This is a genomic window from Caballeronia sp. AZ1_KS37, from assembly GCF_023631165.1.
GTDB classification, from domain to species: Bacteria; Pseudomonadota; Gammaproteobacteria; order Burkholderiales; family Burkholderiaceae; genus Caballeronia; species Caballeronia zhejiangensis.
Genome location: NZ_JALQDP010000001.1, coordinates 535,757 through 558,716 on the forward strand (window position 1 = coordinate 535,757; position 22,960 = coordinate 558,716).

Below are 22,960 nucleotides of genomic sequence, written 5' to 3' on the forward strand. Positions count from 1 at the left end.
GCGTGCGGCGCGCGCTTTGAAAGCGTGGATTGAGCGCGGTTCAGGAATGCTTTTCGATCAGTTCGACCTTGTAGCCGTCCGGATCTTCGACGAACGCGATCACCGTCGTGCCGCCCTTCACCGGACCGGCTTCGCGCGTCACCTTGCCGCCCGCCTGACGGATGCGCTCGCACGCATCGGCGGCGTTATCGACTTCGAGCGCGATATGACCGTAAGCCGTGCCGAGATCGTACTTGTCGGTGCCCCAGTTGTAGGTCAGTTCGAGCACGCTGTTCTCGCTTTCCGGGCCGTAGCCGACGAACGCGAGCGTGTACTTGTACTCGGTGTTTTCGCTTTGACGCAGCACATGCATGCCGAGAATGCGCGTGTAGAAATCGATGGAACGCTGCAGGTCGCCGACGCGCAGCATCGTGTGGAGGAGTCGCATGGTGGGATTCCTGTTTGTAGGTTTGCGGGGACAGGAATGAAATTGTACCGTCGGCGCCTTTTACGCGCTGACCGCGCTCACAGTGCCGGCAGCAAGTCCGGCGGATGATGCTTGAGCGTATGCCGCGCCTCGCGGAACTCGGGGAAGATCGATTCCACCGTCTGCCAGAAACGCGGGCTGTGATTCATCTCGCGCAGATGCGCGAGCTCGTGCGCGACGACGTAATCGATGATCGACATCGGAAAATGGATGAGCCGCCAGTTGAGGCGAATCTTGCCGTCGCTGGAGCAACTGCCCCAGCGCGTCGCCGCCGACGACAGCGCATACGCGCGGTACTCGACGCCGAGCTTCGCCGCATAGACCGCGAGCCGCGCACCGAAGATGCGCTTCGCTTCGCTTTGCAGCCAGCCTTGCACGCGATCCTTGATCTGCTGCGCGTCGGCGGATGCTGGCAGCGGAAGCGTGAGCACGCTGGTTTCGTCATCGAACGAAAGCGCGCTCGCAGAGTTGAGCGACACGCTGATCGTCTTGCCGAGAAACGGAAACTGCGCGCCGTCCTTCCATTCGATGCGCGGCAGCGCGCGCTGCTCCACGCGCGTCTGCCATTCGGTGAGCTTCCTGACGATCCAGTTCTGCTTGTCGAGAATCGCGCTTTCGATATCGGCGATCGTCACCCAGCGCGGCGCGGTGATCGCGAGCCCGGTTCCGTCGATGCAAAAGCCGATCGTGCGCCGCGACGAACGACGCAACCGGTATTCGAGCGCGCCCGCTTTGAGCACGATGCGACGCAGGCGCACGCCATCGGGCAGCGGTGCGGTGGGCGCGTTCGGTGCGGCGGGCGTGAGGACGGGAACGGGATCGGCGGGGGGAACATCGCCGCGCAGCGGAGCCGGTCCGTTCGCGGGCGGCGCGCCGGAGTAAGCCGGCGCATGCTCGAACGGCAGATCGAGTTGCAGGGTATCGAGCGCGACGGCGGGGCGCTGTCGCGAAGGGGCTTTCTGCATCGGCTCCGCTTTGCGCTCACGGCGCAGGAATGACGAGAAGAAAGAGTAGGGCACGCCTCGGCTCGAATCGAACGCCGCCGCGTCAGCGGCCCGCGCCCGCAGCGCCGGCTTTGGCCGGCTGCGCGTTCGGCACGGCGTAAGCGTGCGGATCGATGCGGCGCATTTCCGTCTCGATCCAGCTTTCGACGCGCGCGTTCACTTCCTCAGGCGTGAGACCGGCCGTATCGATCGGCTTGCCGACCGACACCGTGACTATACCCGGATATTTGATGAACGAATTGCGTGGCCACACGTGACCGGCGTTGTGCGCGATGGGCACGACCGGCGCGCCGGTTGCAACCGCGAAGCGTGCGCCGCCGGTCTTGTACTTGCCCTGGCTGCCGACGCGTGTGCGCGTGCCTTCGGGGAACATGATGATCCACGCGCCTTCGTCCATGCGCGCGCGGCCTTGCCTGGTGACGGAGACGAAGGCGTCGCGGCCCTGCTTGCGATCGATGTGCACCATCTTCAGGAGTCCGAGCGCCCAGCCGAAGAACGGCACATAGAGCAGCTCGCGCTTGAACACGTAGCAGAGCGGCCGCGGCATCAGCGCGGGAAACGCGAGCGTCTCCCATGCGGACTGATGCTTCGACAGCAGCACGGCCGGACCATTCGGCAGGTTCTCCATGCCTTCGATCGTGTAGCGAATGCCGATCAGATGCCGCAGCACGACGATCGTCGACTTGCACCAGCCGGCGGCCATCCAGTAACGCTTGTCTGCGCGCATGAACGGAAACGCGATGAAGCAGGCGATCGCGTACGGCACCGTGTACACGACGAAGTAAAGCATCAACAGCAACGAACGGATGAAGCGCATGGAATATCTGTTACTGAGCCGCGGCGCGATCCTGATGCCGCGCGAGGAAATCGAGCGCGAATGCGCGCAAGTCCTTGTGAACGAGGGTGCCTTCGGGCAACTGGCCTTCCTTGAGCGTCTTTTCGCCTTTGCCGGTCAGCACGAGATGCGTGGGAAAGCCGAGCGCCGCGCCCGCCTGGAGATCGCGCAAAGAATCGCCGACGACCGGCGTATCTTCCGGATCGATCTCGAAGCGGTCGATGATCTGTTGCAGCATGCCGGGCCGGGGCTTTCTGCAATCGCACTGATCTTCGGCCGTGTGCGGGCAGAAAAACACCGCGTCGATGCGCCCGCCGACGGCCGCGACCGCGCGATTCATCTTCTGATGCATTGCGTTGAGTGCGGCCATGTCGAATAGACCGCGCCCGATGCCCGACTGATTCGACGCGATCGCCACGCGATAGCCCGACTGGTTCAGCCGCGCGATCGCTTCGAGACTGCCGGGAATGGCGACCCATTCGTCCGGCGACTTGATGAAGGCATCCGAATCGACGTTGATGACGCCGTCGCGATCGAGGATGACCAGTTTGCGGTTCATGACCATGGGCGGCGTTTCTTAAGCAGCGAGCTTCGAGATGTCGGCGACGCAGTTCATCTGCTGATGCAGCGCGTTGAGCAGCGCAAGACGATTGTTGCGCAGCGCCGGGTCTTCCGCGTTCACCATCACGTCGTTGAAGAACGTATCGACGGATTCGCGCAACGCGGCGAGCGCGGTGAGCGCCTCCGTATAGTTGCGCGCGGCGAGCTGGCTTTGCACGCGCGGCGTCACTTGCTCGATCTGCGCGTACAGATCCTTCTCGGCCGCTTCGACGAGCAGTTCCTTGTCGACCACCGAAGGCGCGCCTTGCTCCGACTTCTTCAGAATGTTCGAGATGCGCTTGTTGGCCGCCGCGAGCGCCGCGGCTTCCGGCAGCGCCGCGAATTCGCGCACGGCGTCGAGGCGCGCGACGATGTCGTCGAGGCGCGTCGGGTTCAGGCTCAGGACCGCTTCGATATCGTTCGCTTCGAAGCCGCGCTCGCGCAACAGTCCGCGCAGACGATCGAGGAAGAAGGCGTAGACCGCTTCGGTCGAATCGGCGACTTGCGGCATGCCCGCGAACTGACGTTGCGCCGCGCCGACGAGATCGCGCAGATCGACCGGCAGCTTCTTTTCGAGCAGGATGCGCAGCACGCCCAGCGCGTGACGGCGCAGCGCGAACGGATCTTTCTCGCCCGTCGGCGCGAGCCCGATGCCCCAGATGCCGACGATCGTTTCGAGCTTGTCCGCGAGCGCGACCGCGGCACCGACGCCCGTCGACGGCGTTTCGTCGCCCGAAAAGCGCGGCTGATAGTGCTCCGAGCACGCGAGCGCGACTTCTTCCGGCTCGCCGTCGTGACGCGCGTAGTACGTGCCCATCGTGCCTTGCAGCTCGGGGAATTCACCGACCATGTCGGTCAGCAGATCCGCCTTCGCGAGACGCGCGGCGCGGCGCGTCAGCGCGGGATCGACCCCGACCATCGGCGCGATTTCGCCCGCGAGCGCTTCGAGACGCTCGACGCGCTGCAGCGTCGAGCCGAGCTTGTTGTGATAGACGACGTTCGCGAGCAGCGGCACGCGATCTTCGAGGCGCTTCTTCTTGTCCTGCGTAAAGAAGAACTTTGCGTCGGCGAGGCGCGGGCGCACGACGCGCTCGTTGCCTTCGACGATCTCGCCGGGCGTCTTCGTATCGATATTCGACACGATCAGAAAACGCGAGCGCAGCTTGCCGTTCTGGTCCGTGAGCGCGAAGTATTTCTGGTTCGTCTGCATCGTGAGGATCAGGCATTCCTGCGGCACCTGCAGGAATTCCTCGTCGAAGCGGCATTCGTAGACGACCGGCCATTCGACGAGCGCGTTCACTTCGTCGAGCAGCGCTTCGGGCATCACGACGCGATCTTCGCCCGCAAACGCCTGCAGTTGCGTGCGGATCGATTCGCGGCGATCGTCGAAGTTCGCGACGACGCGGCCTTTGTCGAGCAGGGTGTCGGCGTAGTCGTCGGCATGAGCGATCGCGACGAAGCCTTCCGACATGAAGCGATGCCCGATGGTCGTATCGCCCGCATCGACGCCAAGCGCGCTGACCGGCACGACGTCGCGGCCGTGCATCGCGATCAGGCGCTGCACCGGACGCACGAACTGCACGCTGGTGCCGTCCGGACGCTGATACGTCATGACCTTCGGAATGGGCAGCTTGCCGAGGGTTTCGTCGAGCGCGGCTTGCAGGCCGTCGGCGAGCGTCGCGCCGGGCGCGGCGTAGCGCAGGAAGAAGGCTTCGGCCTTGCCGTCCTGCGCGCGTTCGAGTTCGGCGATGGGAAAGTCGGGGAAGCCGAGCGCCGCGAGTTTCTTCGCGAGCGGCGGCGTGGGGTTGCCTTCCTTATCGAGCGCGACCGTTACCGGCAAGACTTTCTCGCGCACCTGCTTTTCCGGCGCGACATCGCGCACATTGCGGATGAGCACGGCGAGGCGGCGCGGCGTCGCGTACTTTTCGAACGAAGGCGCGCCGTCGATGAGATCGCGCGCGGCGAGACGCTCGACGATGCCATCGGCGAAAGCGGTGCCGAGACGCGCAAGCGCTTTCGGCGGCAGTTCTTCGGTGAGCAGCTCGACGAGGAGCGAAGCGTGGTTGGATTGCGTCATTGTTCTAGCGAGCCTCGTCAAGCCTGTTCGTTGTTGCTGGGTTCGCCCGGCGGCGTGCTTTCCACCTTGAGCGGCGGCGCCCATGCCGGACGCTGCGCTTCCTGCTCGTCGCTGACGAGATCGCGATCGCCCTTGACCGGATTGCCGAGCATCGGGAAGCCGAGGGCTTCGCGCGAATCGTAATAAGCCTGCGCCACGAGGCGCGACAACGCACGGATGCGGCCGATATACGCCGCGCGCTCAGTCACGGAAATGGCGCCGCGCGCATCGAGCAGATTGAACGTATGGCCGGCCTTCAGCACGAGCTCATACGCGGGTAGCGCGAGCTTCGCATCGATCATCTTCTTCGCTTCTTCTTCGTAGCTCTTGAAGAACGTGAACAGCAGATCGACGTTCGCGTGCTCGAAGTTGTACGTGGACTGCTCGACCTCGTTCTGGTGATACACGTCGCCGTAGGTGAGGCGGCGCAGTTCGCGGCCGTTCGGGCCGTCTTCTTCCCATTCGGTCCAGATGAGGTCGTACACGTTCTCGACCTTCTGCAGGTACATGGCGAGGCGTTCGAGACCGTAGGTGATTTCGCCGAGCACGGGCTTGCAGTCGATGCCGCCCGCTTGCTGGAAGTACGTGAACTGCGTCACTTCCATGCCGTTGAGCCACACTTCCCAGCCGAGTCCCCAGGCGCCGAGCGTCGGGTTCTCCCAGTCGTCCTCGACGAAGCGCACGTCGTTCTGCTTCAGATCGAAGCCGAGCGCTTCGAGCGAGCCGAGGTACAAATCGAGGATGTTTTCCGGCGCGGGCTTCAGCACGACCTGATACTGATAGTAGTGCTGCAGGCGGTTGGGATTCTCGCCATAGCGGCCGTCCTTCGGGCGGCGCGACGGTTGAACGTAGGCCGCGCGCCACGGCTCCGGGCCGATCGCGCGCAGGAACGTGTGGACGTGCGAGGTGCCTGCGCCGACTTCCATGTCGATCGGCTGGAGGAGCGCGCAGCCCTTTTCGTTCCAGTAGGACTGCAGCGTCAGAATGATTTGCTGGAAAGTGAGCATGATTGCCTTTTGCGGGCGAACGCGGCGCGGCCATCGTCGTGACGACGCGACTCGGAGGCTCGGCCGAAGTACTTAAACGGAGAATTTTAGCCGAACGGACGGGCGGGTGCGGCTTTTTGGGAGAAGGCGGGCCGCGTCGCATCGCGCGACGCGGCTTTGTTTCAGCCGATGTTCAACGCTCGCCCGAACGTTTCCGATTCGGCGCGAATGCAAACGCGAACGCCAGCAGAATCAGCGATACCGCGATCACCGTCATGTTCCCGCTCGTCACATACGGCGTGCTGCCCGACGTGCCTTGCACGCGCGCTTCGAGCACGCCCGTGGCGAACGTCGGCAGCTTCGAGATGACATCGCCGTTGGCCGCGATCGCCGCCGTCATGCCGGTGTTGGTCGCGCGCAGCATCGGCCGGCCGGTTTCCATCGACCGCATCCGTGCGATCTGCAAGTGCTGATCGAGCGCGATGGTATTGCCGAACCACGCGAGATTCGTCGAGTTGATGAGAATGCCCGCGGGCGTTTCCTGCTCGCGGATCGTGCGCGCGATCTCTTCGCCGAAGATGTCCTCGTAGCAGATATCGACGGCGACCGGCTGGTTGTGCACGACGAATGCCTTCTGCGCGATCGGCCCGCGCGCGAGATCGCCGAGCGGAATGCCCATCATGCGCACGAACCAGTGAAAGCCGGGCGGCACGAATTCGCCGAAGGGCACGAGATGATGCTTGTCGTAGCGATACACGCCGTTCACATGCGGCGTGACGCCGAAGAGACTGTTGGTGAAATCGGTTGCGCGGCCATCGGGCAGAATCGTGACGCCGATCGCGCCGAAGAGAATCGACGAGTTCGTGTCGTCGGCGAAATTGCGGATCGCGACGGCGAAATCCTGCGGAATCTGCACCGACAGCACCGGCAGCGCGGTTTCCGGCGTGACGATCAGATCAGCGGGCTTCTCGGTGATGAGGCGCTTGTAGAGCGCGAGCGAGTCATCGACGCCCGACTGCTCGAACTTCATTTCCTGCTTCACGTTGCCTTGCAAGAGACGCACGTCGAGCGGTGCGTTGGCGGGCGTCGTCCATTGGACGAGCGACAGCAGCATGCCCGCGACGATCAGCGCAACCGCGACGACGCCCGGCGCGAACGCGAGCCGCCGCGTCTTGCGCAAGTGATAGACGGCCTGCACGATCAGCGCGGCGACGAGCGCGAGCACCCAGCCGACGCCGTACACGCCGACGATCGCGCTGAAGCCCTTGAGCGGACCGTCGACTTGCGCATAACCGCTCGCGAGCCAGGGAAAGCCGGTGAACACGAGGCCGCGCAGCCATTCGCCGAGCGCCCAGGCGCTCGCGAACGCGAACGCGCCGTGCCATGTCGGCGCATAGCGCGGCGATGCTTCGATGTCGCGTGCGGTGGCGGCGTCTTCATCGCCGAAGCGCGCGCGCCCCGCGACGAACGACCAGACCACGCTCGACAACGCCGGATAGATCGCGAGATACAGCGAGAACAGTGCGACGGCGGCGGCGGCGAGCGGCGCGGCCATGCCGCCGTAGACATGCATGCTGATGTAGAGCCACCACACGCCCGTCACGAAGTTGCCGAAGCCGAATGCCCAGCCTGTCGCGGCGGCGCTTTTCCAGCCGTTCGTGCGCGAGAGCCACGAGAAGAACAACGCGAACACGGCGAGCTCGATCCATCCGCCGTGCGGCGTCGGCGCGAAGGAGAGCGTATTGATCGCGCCGAGCACGGCGGCGACGAGGTAATGCCAGAACGGCAATGCGCGACGCGTATCGGGTGTCACGGAGACGTCGCGTTGACGGGAGAGAAAGCGAAACGATGAATCGGCCATTGATGACGGTCGAGATGAAACGGCAAAAGCGAGTGTAGGACTGACAGCGGGCGCCGTTCGGCTGCGGCGCCCGCGAAGCGCTTAGTCGCGCAGTTCGTCTTCGTCGTCGCCCGCGTGGTGATGTTGCTGCGCGAGATTCGGCACGCGCCGCACGAGAAGAACGTGAATCTGGCGGGCGTCGCCGCGCAGGATCTCGAACACGAAATCGTCGATGCGTACTTTTTCGCCGCGATGCGGCACGCGCCCGAAGCGATGCGTGACGAGTCCGCCGATGGTGTCGACTTCTTCGTCGGAGAAATCGGTGCCGAATTCCTCGTTGAATTGCTCGATGCCGGTGAGCGCGCGCACGCGATACTTGCCGTCGGGCGTCGCGATGATATTGCCGGCTTCCTCGTCGAAGTCGTATTCGTCCTCGATGTCGCCGACGATCTGTTCGAGCACGTCCTCGATCGTGATGAGGCCGGCGACGCCGCCGTATTCATCGACGACGATCGCGATGTGATTGCGGTTCACGCGAAAGTCGTGCAGCAGTACGTTCAGACGCTTCGATTCGGGGATGAAGACGGCGGGGCGCAGCATGCCGCGCACGTCGAATTCTTCTTCGGCGTAGTAGCGCAGCAGGTCTTTCGCGAGCAGCACGCCGATGACGTTGTCGCGATTGCCTTCGTACACCGGATAGCGCGAGTGTGCTTTTTCGAGCACGAAGGGGATGAATTCCGCGGGCGTTTCCGCGATGTTGATGGCGTCCATCTGGGCGCGCGGCACCATGATGTCGCGCGCGCAGAGGTCGGACACCTGAAAGACGCCTTCGATCATCGAGAGCGAGTCGGCGTCGAGCAGGTTGCGCTCGTGCGCGTCCTGAAGCACTTCGAGAAGTTCGTCGCGCGATTCCGGCTCGTGCGAGATGAAATCGGTCAGGCGTTCGAGGAGCGAGCGCTTTTCTTGCGGTTTGTCGGTGTGGCGTCGACTGGGATAGGGATCGTTCATAGCGGAGCGCCCGGGAGTTCCCGGGCGCAGGTTAGCGGAAAGTTAAGCATACACCAAGGCAAAAAGCGGGCTGCGTGGCGCGGCGCGCATGACTTCAGCCATGCTAGCCGATAAATGTGCGAGAAGTATGTCCAGCGGAAAGCGTTGGCCGAATGGACGATATCAGGCGCGAAAATCATATGGAGGCAAAAAGCGCCAACGTCAGCGTCCGCCCTGCGCCTGGCAACGCTTCAACAACGCCTCCAGCGCCCGATCCGGCATGCCGCTCTCGCGCAGCGCCTCCACCGTCCGGCTGACGTAATCCAGCGTCGTCCCATATCGGCCGCTCGCGCAGCCGAGCACCGTTCGCACGACCGGATCGGCGAGCTTGCCGGTATAAGACGCCGCATCGCGCCGCATGACGAACGCGAGCGCATCGACGCGCCGTCCGTCCGCGAGCGTACAGGGCAGCCACGCGGGGCGGTACGAACCCATCGCCATTTCGCGGCGCCACAGCACGTCGAGATGCTCGATCGCACCGACGCCCGCGAGCCGGAACGCCATGCCGGTGCACGAGCCGCCGCGATCGAGTGCAAGCACGAGACCCGGCTGCTGCGGCGTGCCCCGATTCACGCGCGACCACAGATAAAGCCCGCGATGATAGCCATGCACTTTGCCGCGCACCGCTTCGACTGTCGGCAGCCCGGGGTTCCAGATCAGCGAACCGTAGCCGAAGAGCCACACGTCCGACTCGCCGTCCCAATGCGCGAACGCCGCCTCGCGCGATGCCGCAAGTTCGGCATCCGTCCACAATGCGGATTCGCCGAGCGCGGGCGGATAGCCGGCGCACGGCTCGGGCGCGATGTCAGGAAGTGACTCGGGATGCGTGGGTTCGGGCAGCTTGTCGTTCACGGCGCGTTGGGAACATCGGGGACATCGGACCGGCTTCAGGTCGAAGGCACGTAAGGATCGGAAAATCCCAGAGACTGCATGATATCCGTCTCGATGGATTCCATCTCTTGCGCTTCGCTCTCGACTTCATGGTCGTAGCCCTGCGCATGGAGCGTGCCGTGGACGATCAGATGCGCGTAATGCGCGGCGAGCGGCTTGCCCTGTGCGGCCGCCTCGCGCTCGACGACCGGGCAGCACAGAATCAGATCGCCCGCGACCGGATCGTCCTCCGATTCTGCATACGCGAAAGTCAGCACGTTCGTCGCGTAATCCTTCTGCCGATACGTGCGGTTGAGCATCCGGCCTTCTTCTTCGTCGACGAAGCGCACGGTCAGTTCGGCGTCCGCGAACAGCGACGCCTTGATCCAGCGCGCGACCGTCGCGCGCGGCAGGATCGCCTTGTGCGACGGATACGCCTTCGCCGCTGGAAACTGCAGGGTCAACGTGAGGCGCGGCATTATTCGGGCTTCTGCGCTTGCTGTTGCGCAGCGCGCGCGGCCTCGGCGAGCGCGGCGTCTTTCTGCGATTGCGCGTCGTAAGCCTCGACGATGCGCGCGACGAGCGGATGCCGCACCACGTCCGCCGACGTGAAATGCGTGATCGCGATGCCGCGCACTTCCGACAGCACATGCTGCGCCTCGATCAGGCCGCTCTTGTGGCCGCGCGGCAAGTCGACCTGCGTCGTATCGCCGGTGACGACCGCCTTCGAGCCGAAGCCGATCCGCGTCAGGAACATCTTCATCTGCTCGGGCGTGGTGTTCTGCGCTTCGTCGAGGATGATGAACGCGTGATTCAGCGTGCGCCCGCGCATGTACGCGAGCGGCGCGATTTCGATCATCTGGCGCTCGAACATCTTCGCGGTCTTGTCGAAGCCGAGCAGATCGTAAAGCGCGTCGTAAAGCGGACGCAGATACGGATCGACCTTCTGCGCGAGATCGCCCGGCAGAAAACCGAGCCGCTCGCCCGCTTCGACGGCAGGGCGCGTCAGCACGATGCGCTTGACCTGATCGCGCTCGAGCGCATCGACCGCGCACGCGACCGCGAGATACGTCTTGCCCGTGCCCGCCGGCCCGATGCCGAAGGTCACGTCGTGCGCGATGATCTGCTTCAGATACTCGCGCTGCGCGGGCGTGCGTCCGCGCAGATCGGCGCGTCGCGTGTAGAGCTTCGGACCGTGGTCTTCGTCTTCGCCGAGATCGATCGTCGCGCTCGGTTCATCGAACGGATGATCGGGATCGCCACGAAAACGCGGATCGATTTCGCCTTCTTCGCCGTTAGCTTCGCGCGCATCCTTCGCGCGACGCGTCGCATGACGCGCTTCGACGAGCGCGAGCTGAATGTCGTCGACGGAAATCGGATCCCGCGCGCGGTTGTAGAAGTTTTCGAGCGCCGCGAGCGCGACTTTGGCGCCGCGTCCGCGAATCGCGATCTTGTGGCCGCGTCGCGAAAGCGTCACATCGAGCGCCTGCTCGATCTGCCGCAGGTTTTCGTCGAGCGGGCCGCAGAGGTTGGCGAGCCGCGCGTTGTCGTCGCGCGGAGCGGTGAATTCCAGATGCTGCGTGGGAGCGTTCTTCAAAGTGAACTTGAGTTCCTGTCTTTAGTGCGCAAGCTCGGGCGCCATGACCAGTTCGCCGCGCAGCGAGTGCGGATAGGCATGCACGATCTTCACGTCGATCATCTGGCCGATGAGCCGCGCGTGCGATTCTGCCGGCGCCGGGAAATTGACGACGCGATTGTTCTGCGTGCGTCCCGCGAGTTCGTTCGGATCCTTGCGCGCCGGGCGTTCGACCAGAATGCGCTCGACCTTGCCGACCATCGATTCGCTGATGCGCTGCACGTTTTCCTCGATCGTCGCCTGCAAATGCTGCAGACGCTTCAGCTTGACTTCGCGCGGCGTGTCGTCGTGCAGATTCGCTGCCGGCGTGCCGGGGCGCGGGCTGTAGATGAACGAGAAGCTCGTGTCGTAGCTCATCTCGTCGACGAGCGCCATCATCTTGTTGAAATCGTCTTCGGTCTCGCCGGGAAAGCCGACGATGAAATCCGTCGACAGCGACAGATCCGGGCGGATCGCGCGCAACTTGCGGATGACCGACTTGTATTCGAGCACGCTGTAGCCGCGCTTCATCGCCATCAGAATGCGATCCGAGCCGTGCTGCACCGGCAAATGCAGATGCGAGACGAGCTTCGGCACTTTCGCGTAAGTGTCGATCAGGCGCTGCGTGAATTCCTTCGGATGCGACGTCGTATAGCGGATGCGTTCGATGCCCGGAATGTCCGCGACGTATTCGATGAGCGTCGCGAAATCCGCGATCTCGCTCGAACCGAGCGTCAGCGCGCCGCGATAAGCGTTCACGTTCTGGCCGAGCAGCGTGACTTCGCGCACGCCCTGGTCCGCGAGACCGGCGACTTCGGTGAGCACGTCGTCGAGCGGGCGAGACACTTCCTCGCCGCGCGTGTACGGCACGACGCAGTAGCTGCAGTATTTCGAGCAGCCTTCCATGATCGACACGAACGCGCTCGGGCCATCGACGCGCGCCGGCGGCAGATGATCGAACTTCTCGATTTCCGGAAACGTGATGTCGACCTGCGCGCGGCCGGTCGCGCGGCGCTGATCGATCATCGCGGGCAGACGATGCAGCGTCTGCGGACCGAACACGAGATCGACATACGGCGCACGCGCGACGATCGACGCGCCTTCCTGACTCGCGACGCAACCGCCGACGCCGATCAGCAGATTCGGGTTCGCTTCCTTCAGCTCGCGCACACGGCCGAGATCGGAGAACACCTTCTCCTGGGCTTTTTCGCGCACCGAGCACGTATTGAACAGAATGACGTCCGCGTCTTCGGGCGTATCCGTCTTGATGAGTCCTTCCGCCGCGCCGAGCACGTCGACCATCTTGTCGGAGTCGTACTCGTTCATCTGGCAGCCGAAGGTCTTTACATAAACTTTCTTGGTCATGAATCGTCGCCGGTCGCAGTGGTTAACCTGGGGGCGCTGTAAAAGAGATTAAAGAGGGAATTTGCGGCGCAATTACACTGATCTGCACCGCTTTTTACTGTATTTGACCCAATATTATAGCTCTGGCCGCCATTCCCGACGCTTCCCGCGCGCGTCGGGCGGATACGCCAGGTCGCCGAGCAGGTCGTTCGTCGTTTTTTCGAAACGCTCGACGAGAAAGTCCAGCAGCACCCGCACGCGCGGCGCCATGTAGCGATTGGCGTGAAAAAGCGCGTGCACGGCGGCTTCGTGCGTACACCAGTCGGGCAACACCATCTGCAGCGTGCCGGCGCGCACGTCGGCGGCGATATCCCAGATCGATTTATGCGCGATGCCGTGGCCCGCGAGCGCCCATTCGCGCAGCAGCGCGCCGTCGTTGGTTTCCCAGGCGTCGGCGAGCGGAATCGTGTACGCGTAACGCTCGTCGCCGCGCACGAAGACGAGCTCGTTGAGCGGCCCGTTCGCCGTAACGACGACGAGGAAGTCATGCCCGGTCAGATCGGCGGGCGTTTCGGGCACGCCCATGCACGCGAGATACGCGGGCGACGCGCACAGCACGCGGCGATTCGGCGCGAGCGCGCGGGCGGCGAGGCCGCTGTCGGGCGGGGCGCCGAAGCGGATCGCGAGATCGATCTCTTCCAGCAAAAGATTCGACACCGAATCCGATAGTGTGAGCGCGAATTTCACGTCCGGATGCAGCGCGCTGAATTCGTCGAGCCAGCCGTTCAGCATGGAGCGACCGAAATTCGATGTCGCCGAAATGCGAACCTTGCCGCGCACGACGTTCTGGCCGGCCTGCAGCGCGGCTTCGGCATCGTCGATCGCCTGCAGCGCGATCCGGCAATGCTGCAAATACACGCGGCCTTCGTCGGTTACGCGCAATTGGCGCGTCGTGCGCTCGAAGAGCCGCGTGTGCAGCGCTTTTTCCAGCTTGATGAGCCGCGCGCTCGCCGCCGCCGGCGACAGGCCCAGCTTGCGGCCCGCCGCCGACAGGCTTCCCGCCGACGCAGCTTCCACGAACAGGCGCATGTCGCCGAGCCGATCCATCGTCATTTTCAAATCCGGTTTGAGAATAATTCAAAGGGTAGGCCAATTCTCAAATCGCTGCGTGGCTTGCACAATGCGCTACGTGTAAACCCTTCCATCTCATCATGCCTCTTCCACTTCTCGCGCTTGCGATCAGCGCATTCGCCATCGGCACGACGGAGTTCGTCATCATGGGCCTCTTGCCCAACGTCGCGCACGATCTCTCCGTGACGATTCCATCGGCGGGGCTGCTCGTCACGGGCTACGCGCTCGGTGTCGCGGTCGGCGCACCGCTGCTCGCCGTGCTGACGAGCAAGCTGCCGCGCAAGCTCGCGCTGCAGTTGCTGATGCTCGTGTTCATCGTCGGCAACGTGCTGTGCGCGCTCGCGCCGGGCTATGGCCTGCTGATGGTCGCGCGCGTCGTGACGTCGTTCGCGCACGGCTCGTTCTTCGGCATCGGCGCGGTCGTGGCCGCGTCGCTCGTTCCGGCGGAAAAGCGCGCGAGCGCCATCGCGCTGATGTTCACCGGGCTCACGCTCGCGAACGTGCTGGGCGTGCCGTTCGGGACGTTCATCGGGCAGGAGCTCGGCTGGCGCGCGACGTTCTGGATCGTCGCGGGCTTGGGCGTATTGTCCGCGCTCGGCGTGACCGCGCTCGTGCCGAACCGCCACGACGCCGCGCCGAGCACGCTCGGCCGGGAAGTGCGCGTGCTGCGCGACGGCCAGGTCTGGCTCGCGCTCACGATGACGGTGCTCGGTTTCGGCGGCGTGTTCGTCGTGTTCACGTACATCGCGCCGATTCTCGAACAGGTGGGCGGCTTCTCGCCGCGCGCCGTCACGCTGATCCTGGTGCTGTTCGGCGTCGGGCTGACGATCGGCAACACGATCGGCGGCAAGCTCGCGGACCGCGCGCTGATGCCGTCGCTGATGGGCATTCTGTTCGCGCTCGCCGTCGTGATGGCGGTGTTCGCGAAGACGAGCCACAGCCAGACCGGCGCGATCCTGACGATTTTCGTCTGGGGCATCGCGGCGTTCGCGACGGTGCCGCCGTTGCAGACGCGCGTCGTCGAGAAAGCGAAGGACGCGCCGAATCTCGCTTCGACGCTCAATATCGGCGCGTTCAACGTCGGCAATGCGGGCGGCGCGTGGCTCGGCGGCGCGGTGCTGACGCACGGTCACGGTCTCGACGCGCTTCCGTGGGCCGCGGCGGCGGTCGCGCTGGCCGCGCTCGCGGTGACGTGGTTCGCCGCGCGCCTGGATGTCCCGCGCGTTACCTCGGACATAAAAGCAGCCGACGCTTGCTGAGCGCTTATCATGTTGGCTCAACGTAATTCGAGCCAACATGATCGATCATCTCATCTGCGATTGCGACGGCGTGCTCGTCGATAGCGAAGTCATCGCGGATCGCGTGATGCTGGACGTGCTCACCGAGACGTTTCCCGGCATCGACTTCAGACCGGTCGTCAAGACGGCTTTCGGACAGCAGACCTCGCGCTTCCTGACTCATCTGGAGACGAAGTTCGGCATCGTGATGCCGCCCGATTTCGTCGATACGATCGAGGCGCGCGTCTCGGTGGAACTCGCGCGCTCGGTCGGACCGATCGCCGGCGTGCGCGCCGCGCTGGAAGGCTGCGGCCTGCCGGTGGCGGTCGTGTCGAACAGCCGCATGGAGCGCGTGCGCGCGTCGGTGCGGCGGGCGGGGCTTTCCGAGATCGTCGGCGCGCGCGTGTTCAGCGCGCAGCAAGTCGAGCGGCCGAAGCCTTATCCCGACGTGTATCTGCTCGCGGCGCGCACGCTCGATGTCGCGCCCGAGCGCTGCCTCGTCGTCGAGGACAGCGTCGCCGGACTGACGGCGGCGCGCGCGGCGGGCATGAAGACCATCGCGTTCGTCGGCGCGAGTCATATTCCGTCCGGCTACGCGCAAGTGCTGCGCGAAACCGGCATCACGCGAATCATGGAGCACATGGACGAGCTGCCCGCGCTCGTCGCGGCGGGCGTGCGCGGGGATTTCGGCGACGTGCTCTCCTGATCCTTACGCCGCTTCCTCGACGGATTCACGCGCGGCCGCCAGCGCCGCGCGGAATTCCACCAGTTCCGCGATGGTCAGCATCGGCAGGCCGCGCTCCTGCGCGAAACGCTCGACTTGCGCGCCGCGCGTCATGGTGCCGTCGGCGTTCATCAGTTCGCAGAGTACGCCGGCAGGCTTGAGGCCGGCGAGGATCGCCAGGTCGACCGTGCCTTCGGTGTGACCACGCCGCGCGAGCACGCCGCCGGGCATCGCGCGCAGCGGAAAGACGTGGCCGGGCCGCACGATGTCCGCCGGGTTCGCGTTTTCGGCGATCGCCGCGCGGATCGTCGTCACGCGATCCGCCGCCGATACGCCCGTCGTCACGCCTTCCCGCGCTTCGATCGACACGGTGAACGCCGTGCCGTAGCGGCTGCCGTTCGCGGCGGCCATCGGCGGGAGTTCGAGCGCGCGTACTTTGTCGTCGGGCAGACACAGGCACACGATGCCGCTGCATTCGCGGATCAGAAGGGCCATGGTGGCGTCGGTGAGTTTTTCGGCGGCGACGATCAGATCGGCTTCGTTCTCGCGATCGTCGTCGTCCTGAAGCACGACCGGACGGCCTTCGCGCATGGCGTCGAGCGCGGCGGCGATGCGCGGCGGAACGTCGAACGAAGCGAGCTGGGGAAGGTCGGCAGAAGCGTCATCGGCGATGACGGCCGGTGTGGCGAACGACAGGCTGGCAGCTTGGGACTGGGACATGTGAAACGCTCTCGCAGGAAATGTAAGCGAAAAACGTTTCAGGGCATTGCAAACAGACAGAACGGCACCCCACGGCGACGCGCCAAGAGGCGCGGCGGCGTCCGGTTCGGCACGATGCGGAAATCGCCAAGGGGACGGACATGACCATCTGCACATCTTCTCTCATCCGGACTATGACCGTCGGCTCTGGCATCTCACCAGATCTGCTGACCCCGCGCGTGAATCCTGCGCGGGCGCTCGCGGGCTCGTGGTCCGGCCGCGAAGCCTCGCCACATACCGCCGGTGGGGAATTGCACCCCGCCCTGAAGACGTACTCGATGCCGCAAGCCGCAAGGCTCGCGAGCTTTTTTAGGATACCGCACGCCGGCGGTTTTTGCACCGCCGCATGACGCGAAAGGGTGCGATACGCCATGCATAGCCGTTAGCTGTCCGCCCATGCCTTCGCGGCGTTGACCGCGCGGCGCCACCCGGCGAGGCAGGAATCGATCTCCGGTTTCGGCATCGACGGCGTGAAGCGGCGCTCCAGTTGCCATTGCGCCTTGAGTTCGTCGACGTCCTTCCAGTAGCCGACCGCGAGCCCCGCCAGATAAGCCGCGCCGAGCGCCGTCGTCTCGGCGATGCGCGGACGCGCGACATCGACGCCGAGAATGTCGGCCTGGAATTGCATCAGCAGATCGTTCGCGCAGGCGCCGCCATCGACACGCAATTCGCCGATGCGGATGCCCGAGTCCGCTTCCATGGCTTTCAAGACGTCGAGGGACTGATAGGCGATCGAATCGAGCGCCGCCCGCGCGACATGACTCGATGTCGTTCCGCGCGTGACGCCGAAGAGCGTGCCGCGTGCGCGCGCGTTCCAGTGCGGCGCGCCGAGCCCGGCGAACGCAGGCACGAGATAGACGCCGTCGCCGTGCGGCACGCCGCGCGCGAGCGTCTCGATTTCGCTCGCGCGCCGGATGAGGCCGAGGCCGTCGCGCAGCCATTGAACGACCGCGCCCGCGATGAAGATGCTGCCTTCGAGCGCATAGCTGGCGTGATCGCCGATCTGCCAGGCAATCGTGGTGACGAGGTTGTTGCGCGACTCGATGGGCTTGTCGCCCGTGTTCATGACGAGAAAGCAGCCGGTGCCGTAGGTGTTCTTCACCATGCCGGAATCCGTGCACATCTGGCCGAAGAGCGCGGCGTGCTGATCGCCGGCAAGCGCTGCAAGCGGGACATCGGCGTTGAACACGGTGCCTCGCGCCGTGCCATAACGTTCCGACGACGTCCGCACTTCGGGAAGCATGCTGCGGGGAATGTCGAGCGCGTCGAGCAGTTCGTCGTCCCAGCGGCGTTCGTGAATGTTGAAGAGCATCGTGCGCGAGGCGTTCGTGACGTCGGTGACATGCAAGCCGTGACGCGTGAAATTCCACACGAGCCAGCTATCGACGGTGCCGAACGCGAGCCGCCCTTGCTTCGCCTTGTCGCGCGCACCTTCTATGTTATCGAGAATCCAGCGGATTTTCGTCGCCGAAAAGTATGCGTCGATAGGCAAACCGGTTTTCGCGCGAACCATCGCTTCGAGGCCGCGCGACTTGAGCTCGTCACAGAAGCCGGCCGTGCGGCGGTCCTGCCAGACGATCGCGTTATAGATCGGCGCGCCCGTCTCGCGATCCCAGACGATCGTAGTCTCGCGCTGGTTCGCTATGCCGACTGCCGCGATCGAAGCAGCGCTCGCGCCGGCGCGCGTGACGGCTTCCGCGGCGACGCCTGCCTGCGTCGACCAGATTTCGCGCGGATCATGTTCGACCCAGCCCGCCTCGGGATAAATCTGCTGGAATTCCTTCTGCGCCAAGGACACGATGTTGCCGTTCCGGTCGAACAGCATGGCCCGTGAGCTGGTGGTGCCCTGATCGAGCGCGAGAGCGTACTGATCCTGCATGGTCTCCTCCGGTTCGAACGGACATCGACGTTTCGGGCAGCAAAGCCGCTGTCCGTTTGCGCAATCTATCGGAGCGAGGCGACGCGGACAAGCTGGCCGAACGGCATAAGCCGCGCGACATCGACCGCTCGAATGCGGATTTGGCCTATGCCATTCGGCCGAGTGGCGCGGCGTTCGTGTTCGTCCGATACTGGCGGCACGAAACCGATTGAAGGGTGAGTGCGATGCGTATGCTGTTGATTTCCGGCGTGCTGGGCGCGGCGCTTCTGACGGGCTGCGTGGGCACGCCCAGCCTGGACGGCTCATTGGGCGCGCCGTCGTTCAGCGCGCTGCAGGACATGTGCGGGACCTCGCCCGTCGACTACGGCGCGGACGCGCAATCGGTCTATTCAGCCTTCTACGATGCCTATGTGGCCGAACGGCGCGGCGGGTTGCAGAAGGAGCGCTTCTGCGCGTTCCAGGCGGCGATTGCAGAACGGTATCGTGCTTATCGCGCGAATCCCGGCCCCGAAGCGCAAAGCGCGTGGGCGAAGTTCTTCCTGGAGCAGCGCGCGCAGGCGCTGAGCTGGCGCGCGGCAGTGGACCCGACACTGCGGGCCGGCTGACGCGACTTGACGCTAGGTGAAGGGAGAGTGAAGCGGACGCGGCCTTGCACCGCGTCCCGAGTCCTGCCGCGTGCTACGAGTAACGCTTGAAAGCCTTGACTGTGGAGTCGCCGGTGGCGGTGAGGCGCCATTGCTGACGTCCCGATGCGAGATTTTCGAGTTGGACGAGCTGACGTTCGAGCAGGGCGTCGAGCTCTTCGCGTTCCATGTCGACCTGATTAGGCGCTTCCTGAACCAATAGCAGCGTGGCGAATTCGTGCGGACTCAGCATTGTGTTCTCCATGACGACCGAACGGCATAAGCAACCGGCCTTGTAAGCCGGGTCTTTTTGCTTCGAAACGTTGTACGGGAAAACTGAAAAATTGCCGGGCAAACGCGTCGATTTTGTGCTGCGGATGCCGGGAATTGGGATTGTAGGCAAGCGTCTGACAAGTGCCAAATTTGCCGAGAAAATTTTGGCTTTGACTTTTTATCAATGCAGAAGCGGTTCATCGCTCACGCGAATTCGAAGAATCCACTTGAGGTTCGTGCGGCGGCGCACACAAGGATCGGCATGCGAGCACACGCAATCAGCGACGCCTGATCGCCCGGTTAATGCGCAATGCGCATTAATTTATACGATAAATGAATTTGTTTTGGATTAAGCGGACAATGCAATATTCCCCCTTTGCCCGGATCGGCCACAAGGTCGGCCGGCACGTTCTGCCCGCTGGAATTTCGGACTTCATTCAATGACTCGCTTCAACTGGCAAAACCCGTATCCCACCCCGCGCCTTCCGGTGTTCGCCCGCAATATCGTTTCGACATCTCATCCGCTCGCCGCGCAGGCCGGTCTGCGCATGCTATGGAAGGGGGGCAATGCGGTCGATGCAGCCATCGCGGCCGCGGCGGCCATTACCGTGGTGGAACCCGTGTCATGCGGGCTGGGCGGCGACGCTTTCGCGCTCGTCTGGGACGGTCGGAAGCTGCACGGGCTGAATGCTTCGGGCGTATCGCCGGCGGCGTGGAACGTCGATTATTTCCGGCGCAAGTACGGCGAGGAAAACGGTCTCGCGCGCCAGCCCAAGCGCGGCTGGGACGCCGTGACGGTGCCGGGTGTCATCGCCGGGTGGGAAGCGTTGCACGCGAAGTTCGGCACGCTGCCCTTCGCGGATCTGATGGAGCCAGCCATCGAAATCGCCGAGCGCGGTCATGCGGTGGCGAGCATCGTCGCCTACAAGTGGGCGGCGGCGGTGCCGGAGCTCAAGGACATGCCGGGTTTCGCCGATGTATTCATGCCGCACGGCCGCGCGCCTGACGTGAGCGAACTCGTGCGCTTCCCCGGCCACGCAAAAACGCTGCGCCTGCTCGCGCAGCAAGGTCCGCGCGCGTTCTACGAAGGCGAGATCGCCGAGCGCATCGCCGCGTTCGCGCGCGCGGGCGGCGCGGCGTTGACGATGGACGACCTGCGCAACTATCGCGCGGACTGGGTCGAGCCGATCAGCAAGGATTATCGCGGCTACACGGTGCACGAGATTCCGCCGAACGGACAGGGCATCGCGGCGCTCATCGCGCTCGGCATTCTCGACAAGTTCGACGTGAGCGCTTTGAACGTCGATCGCATCGAGTCGCAGCATCTGCAAATCGAGGCGATGAAGCTCGCCTTCGCGGATGTCTATCGCTACGTCGCCGATCCGCGCTCGATGGAAGTCACGCCGGAACACATGCTCGACGACGCCTATCTGACCGAACGCGCGAAGCTCATCGATCCGAAAAAGGCGACGCACTTCGACTTCGGCATGCCCAAGGCGGGCGGCACCATCTATATGTCCGTCGCCGATGAGCGCGGCATGATGGTGAGCTTCATCCAGTCGAATTACATGGGCTTCGGTTCGGGCGTGGTCGTTCCCGACACCGGTATCGCGCTGCAGAACCGCGGTTGCGGCTTTTCGATGGATCCGAAGTCCGCGAACGTCGTGGAAGGCGGCAAGCGTCCGTTCCATACCATCATTCCGGCTTTTCTCACTCAGCAGGTCGATGGCAGGCAGGAAGCCGTCATGAGCTTCGGCGTGATGGGCGGCGACATGCAGCCGCAAGGCCATCTGCAATCCATCGTACGCATGCTCGACTACGGCCAGCAGCCGCAGGCCGCGTGCGACGCGCCGCGCTGGAAGGTGAACCGCGACTTCACGATCGACATCGAAGCCACGCTCGATCTCGAAACCGCGCGCGCGCTCGAGGGTCTCGGCCACACGATCAAGTCCATCGACGATCCCTACATGGACTTCGGCTCCGGCCAGTACATCTGGAAGCTGGATCGCAATGATCCGGAGCGCGGCTATGTCGCGGCGAGCGACAGCCGGCGCGACGGACTCGCCGCAGGCTTCTGAGGCTGCCATCGGAGGCCGCGCCGTCGGCCGGTCTCCGTCGATAAAAAACCACGCATCCGATCGCCGCAATTGTGCAGGCGAGGGGGCCGCGCGCCCGCGCCTCGTGGCCTCGGTCGGACATCACGACATGGAAGCGGGATAGGAGAAATCATGAACGAACGCGTGTATCAAGGCGCTGCTCCGACGCAGGCGCAAACGCCCGCGCCGCACCCGGCGCCATCCAAGGCGATGATCCGCCGCATCGTGTTCTCGTCGTCGATCGGCAACGCGCTCGAGTGGTTCGACTTTCTCGTCTATGGCTATTTCGCGACGGTCATCGCGAAGGCGTTCTTCCCGTCGAATGACGAATGGCTCTCGACGATGCTTGCCATCGGCACGTTCGGCATCTCGTTCCTGATGCGCCCGCTCGGCGCGATCGTGCTCGGCATCTACGGCGACCGCAAAGGGCGCAAGGCCGCGCTCACGCTCGCCATTCTGCTGATGATGGTCGGCACGCTCACCATGGCCGTGATGCCTTCGTATCAGCACATCGGAATCGCCGCGCCGCTTTTGATCTTGCTCGCGCGTCTCGTGCAGGGCTTCGCGGTCGGCGGCGAGTTCGGCAGCGCGACCGCGTTCATGGTCGAGCACAGCGAAGCGCGGCGCGGCTACTACGCGAGCTGGCAGTTCGCGAGCCAAGGGCTTGCCGCGATCATGGCCGCGGCGTTCGGCTCGGTACTCAGCGCCTGGCTGCCGCAGCCGCAACTCGAAAGCTGGGGCTGGCGCATTCCGTTTGTCTTCGGTCTGCTCGTCGGGCCGGTTGGCTATTACATCCGCTCGCATCTGGACGAAACGCCGGAGTTTCTCGCGACGCGCTCCGCGCAGAAGGCGAGCGCGCCAGGCGTGTCGTTCGCGAATCAATGGCTGAATCTTTTGCTGGCCGTGGGCATCGTCGCGCAATCGACGGTCGGCGTGTACGTCCTGCAACTCTATATGCCGCTGTACGCAGTCAAGCAGTTGCACCTGCCGGCGACCGCATCGTTCGCCGTCGTGGTGCTCAATGGCGGACTTCAGTTCATCTTCTCTCCGTTGATGGGCGCGCTCTCCGACCGGCTCGGGCGCATCCACATCATGCTCGGTACATCGATTTTCATGGGCGTCACGATTTATCCGATGTTTGCGTGGCTGCAAGCGCATCCGACAGTCGCGTCGCTGGTCGTTCTCCAATCGGTCGCGGGCATTCTCAAGGCCGCGTATTCCGGTCCAATGCCCGCGCTTATGTCCGAAATCTTCCCGACTCGCGTGCGTTCGACGGGTCTTTCCATCGGCTATGCGCTCGGCGTCACGCTGTTTGGCGGTTTTGCGCCGACCATCGTGGAAGCCTTCATCCATGTCACGGGGGACAAGCTCGCGCCGAGTTACTACGTGTTGCTGGCTGCCGTCTTGTCGGGAATCTCGCTGGCGATCGTCGCCTGGCGCATGCGCGCGGCACGACGCGCAACGTAACGGCGCGC

Annotated in this window: 21 protein-coding genes and 1 riboswitch; of the genes, 5 read left to right on the top strand and 16 right to left on the bottom strand. The window is 64.3% G+C overall.

Annotated features, from left to right (window positions below):
* Positions 1–40 precede the first annotated feature (40 nt).
* The 13 genes from gloA to NCS00_RS02605 all read right to left on the bottom strand — a co-directional run bounded on the left by gloA (position 41) and on the right by NCS00_RS02605 (position 13,830).
* A complete protein-coding gene (gene gloA / locus NCS00_RS02545) occupies positions 41–427 on the bottom strand; it encodes a lactoylglutathione lyase (protein WP_008351454.1) in 387 nt (128 codons plus the stop codon).
* Between the two features lie 77 nt (positions 428–504).
* Positions 505–1,431 carry a M48 family metallopeptidase gene (locus NCS00_RS02550; protein WP_034470804.1) on the bottom strand — a complete coding sequence of 309 codons (927 nt, stop codon included), beginning with the start codon at positions 1,429–1,431 and terminating at the stop codon, positions 505–507.
* Between the two features lie 82 nt (positions 1,432–1,513).
* On the bottom strand, positions 1,514–2,287 hold the full coding sequence (locus tag NCS00_RS02555; RefSeq protein ID WP_008351449.1) for a lysophospholipid acyltransferase family protein: 774 nt from the start codon (positions 2,285–2,287) through the stop codon (positions 1,514–1,516).
* Between the two features lie 10 nt (positions 2,288–2,297).
* On the bottom strand, positions 2,298–2,870 hold the full coding sequence (gmhB, locus tag NCS00_RS02560) for a D-glycero-beta-D-manno-heptose 1,7-bisphosphate 7-phosphatase (RefSeq protein ID WP_008351447.1): 573 nt from the start codon (positions 2,868–2,870) through the stop codon (positions 2,298–2,300).
* A gap of 12 nt (positions 2,871–2,882) precedes the next feature.
* Positions 2,883–4,982, bottom strand: a complete 2,100-nt coding sequence (gene glyS / locus NCS00_RS02565) for a glycine--tRNA ligase subunit beta (protein ID WP_034470666.1) — start codon at positions 4,980–4,982, stop codon at positions 2,883–2,885.
* A 17-nt stretch (positions 4,983–4,999) separates the two neighbouring features.
* Positions 5,000–6,028, bottom strand: coding sequence for a glycine--tRNA ligase subunit alpha (gene glyQ, locus NCS00_RS02570; RefSeq protein WP_075583488.1), 1,029 nt, complete (start codon positions 6,026–6,028; stop codon positions 5,000–5,002).
* Between the two features lie 172 nt (positions 6,029–6,200).
* Positions 6,201–7,868 (bottom strand): apolipoprotein N-acyltransferase, encoded by a 1,668-nt coding sequence (gene lnt / locus NCS00_RS02575; RefSeq protein WP_008351439.1) that lies wholly within the window; start codon positions 7,866–7,868, stop codon positions 6,201–6,203.
* 81 nt (positions 7,869–7,949) lie between these two features.
* Positions 7,950–8,855, bottom strand: coding sequence for a CorC family transporter (locus NCS00_RS02580; protein ID WP_008351437.1), 906 nt, complete (start codon positions 8,853–8,855; stop codon positions 7,950–7,952).
* 201 nt (positions 8,856–9,056) lie between these two features.
* Positions 9,057–9,746 (bottom strand): gamma-glutamylcyclotransferase, encoded by a 690-nt coding sequence (locus tag NCS00_RS02585; RefSeq protein WP_034470668.1) that lies wholly within the window; start codon positions 9,744–9,746, stop codon positions 9,057–9,059.
* A 35-nt stretch (positions 9,747–9,781) separates the two neighbouring features.
* A complete protein-coding gene (gene ybeY, locus NCS00_RS02590) occupies positions 9,782–10,243 on the bottom strand; it encodes an rRNA maturation RNase YbeY (protein WP_034470671.1) in 462 nt (153 codons plus the stop codon).
* Positions 10,243–11,361: a PhoH family protein gene (locus NCS00_RS02595; protein WP_008351431.1), complete on the bottom strand. Its 1,119-nt coding sequence runs from the start codon at positions 11,359–11,361 to the stop codon at positions 10,243–10,245. The genes ybeY and NCS00_RS02595 overlap by 1 nt, the downstream gene beginning before the upstream one ends.
* 21 nt (positions 11,362–11,382) lie before the next feature.
* Positions 11,383–12,744, bottom strand: a complete 1,362-nt coding sequence (gene miaB / locus NCS00_RS02600) for a tRNA (N6-isopentenyl adenosine(37)-C2)-methylthiotransferase MiaB (protein ID WP_008351429.1) — start codon at positions 12,742–12,744, stop codon at positions 11,383–11,385.
* Between the two features lie 114 nt (positions 12,745–12,858).
* A complete protein-coding gene (locus tag NCS00_RS02605; protein ID WP_206540324.1) occupies positions 12,859–13,830 on the bottom strand; it encodes a LysR family transcriptional regulator in 972 nt (323 codons plus the stop codon).
* 104 nt (positions 13,831–13,934) lie between these two features.
* Here NCS00_RS02605 and NCS00_RS02610 point away from each other — a divergent pair, with 104 nt between their 5' ends.
* On the top strand, positions 13,935–15,113 hold the full coding sequence (locus tag NCS00_RS02610; RefSeq protein WP_034470678.1) for an MFS transporter: 1,179 nt from the start codon (positions 13,935–13,937) through the stop codon (positions 15,111–15,113).
* A gap of 37 nt (positions 15,114–15,150) precedes the next feature.
* Complete coding sequence (locus NCS00_RS02615) at positions 15,151–15,837, top strand: HAD family hydrolase (protein ID WP_008351424.1); 687 nt, start codon at positions 15,151–15,153, stop codon at positions 15,835–15,837.
* A gap of 3 nt (positions 15,838–15,840) precedes the next feature.
* On the opposite strand, the gene ribB is transcribed toward NCS00_RS02615, so the two are convergent.
* Together ribB and glpK are read right to left on the bottom strand one after the other, a co-directional pair.
* Positions 15,841–16,551 carry a 3,4-dihydroxy-2-butanone-4-phosphate synthase gene (gene ribB / locus NCS00_RS02620; protein ID WP_034470809.1) on the bottom strand — a complete coding sequence of 237 codons (711 nt, stop codon included), beginning with the start codon at positions 16,549–16,551 and terminating at the stop codon, positions 15,841–15,843.
* Positions 16,552–16,725: 174 nt separating this feature from the next.
* Positions 16,726–16,889: riboswitch (FMN riboswitch) on the bottom strand.
* Positions 16,890–16,996: 107 nt separating this feature from the next.
* Complete coding sequence (gene glpK, locus NCS00_RS02625) at positions 16,997–18,493, bottom strand: glycerol kinase GlpK (RefSeq protein ID WP_250439006.1); 1,497 nt, start codon at positions 18,491–18,493, stop codon at positions 16,997–16,999.
* Positions 18,494–18,717: 224 nt separating this feature from the next.
* Here glpK and NCS00_RS02630 point away from each other — a divergent pair, with 224 nt between their 5' ends.
* Complete coding sequence (locus tag NCS00_RS02630) at positions 18,718–19,098, top strand: hypothetical protein (RefSeq protein WP_034470682.1); 381 nt, start codon at positions 18,718–18,720, stop codon at positions 19,096–19,098.
* A 73-nt stretch (positions 19,099–19,171) separates the two neighbouring features.
* On the opposite strand, the gene NCS00_RS02635 is transcribed toward NCS00_RS02630, so the two are convergent.
* Entirely contained in the window at positions 19,172–19,369 is a 198-nt protein-coding gene (locus NCS00_RS02635; protein ID WP_008351420.1) for a hypothetical protein, read from the bottom strand.
* A 460-nt stretch (positions 19,370–19,829) separates the two neighbouring features.
* Here NCS00_RS02635 and ggt point away from each other — a divergent pair, with 460 nt between their 5' ends.
* Both ggt and NCS00_RS02645 read left to right on the top strand, forming a co-directional pair.
* On the top strand, positions 19,830–21,467 hold the full coding sequence (ggt, locus tag NCS00_RS02640) for a gamma-glutamyltransferase (RefSeq protein ID WP_034470684.1): 1,638 nt from the start codon (positions 19,830–19,832) through the stop codon (positions 21,465–21,467).
* 150 nt (positions 21,468–21,617) lie between these two features.
* Positions 21,618–22,952, top strand: coding sequence for an MFS transporter (locus NCS00_RS02645; RefSeq protein WP_034470686.1), 1,335 nt, complete (start codon positions 21,618–21,620; stop codon positions 22,950–22,952).
* Positions 22,953–22,960 lie beyond the last annotated feature (8 nt).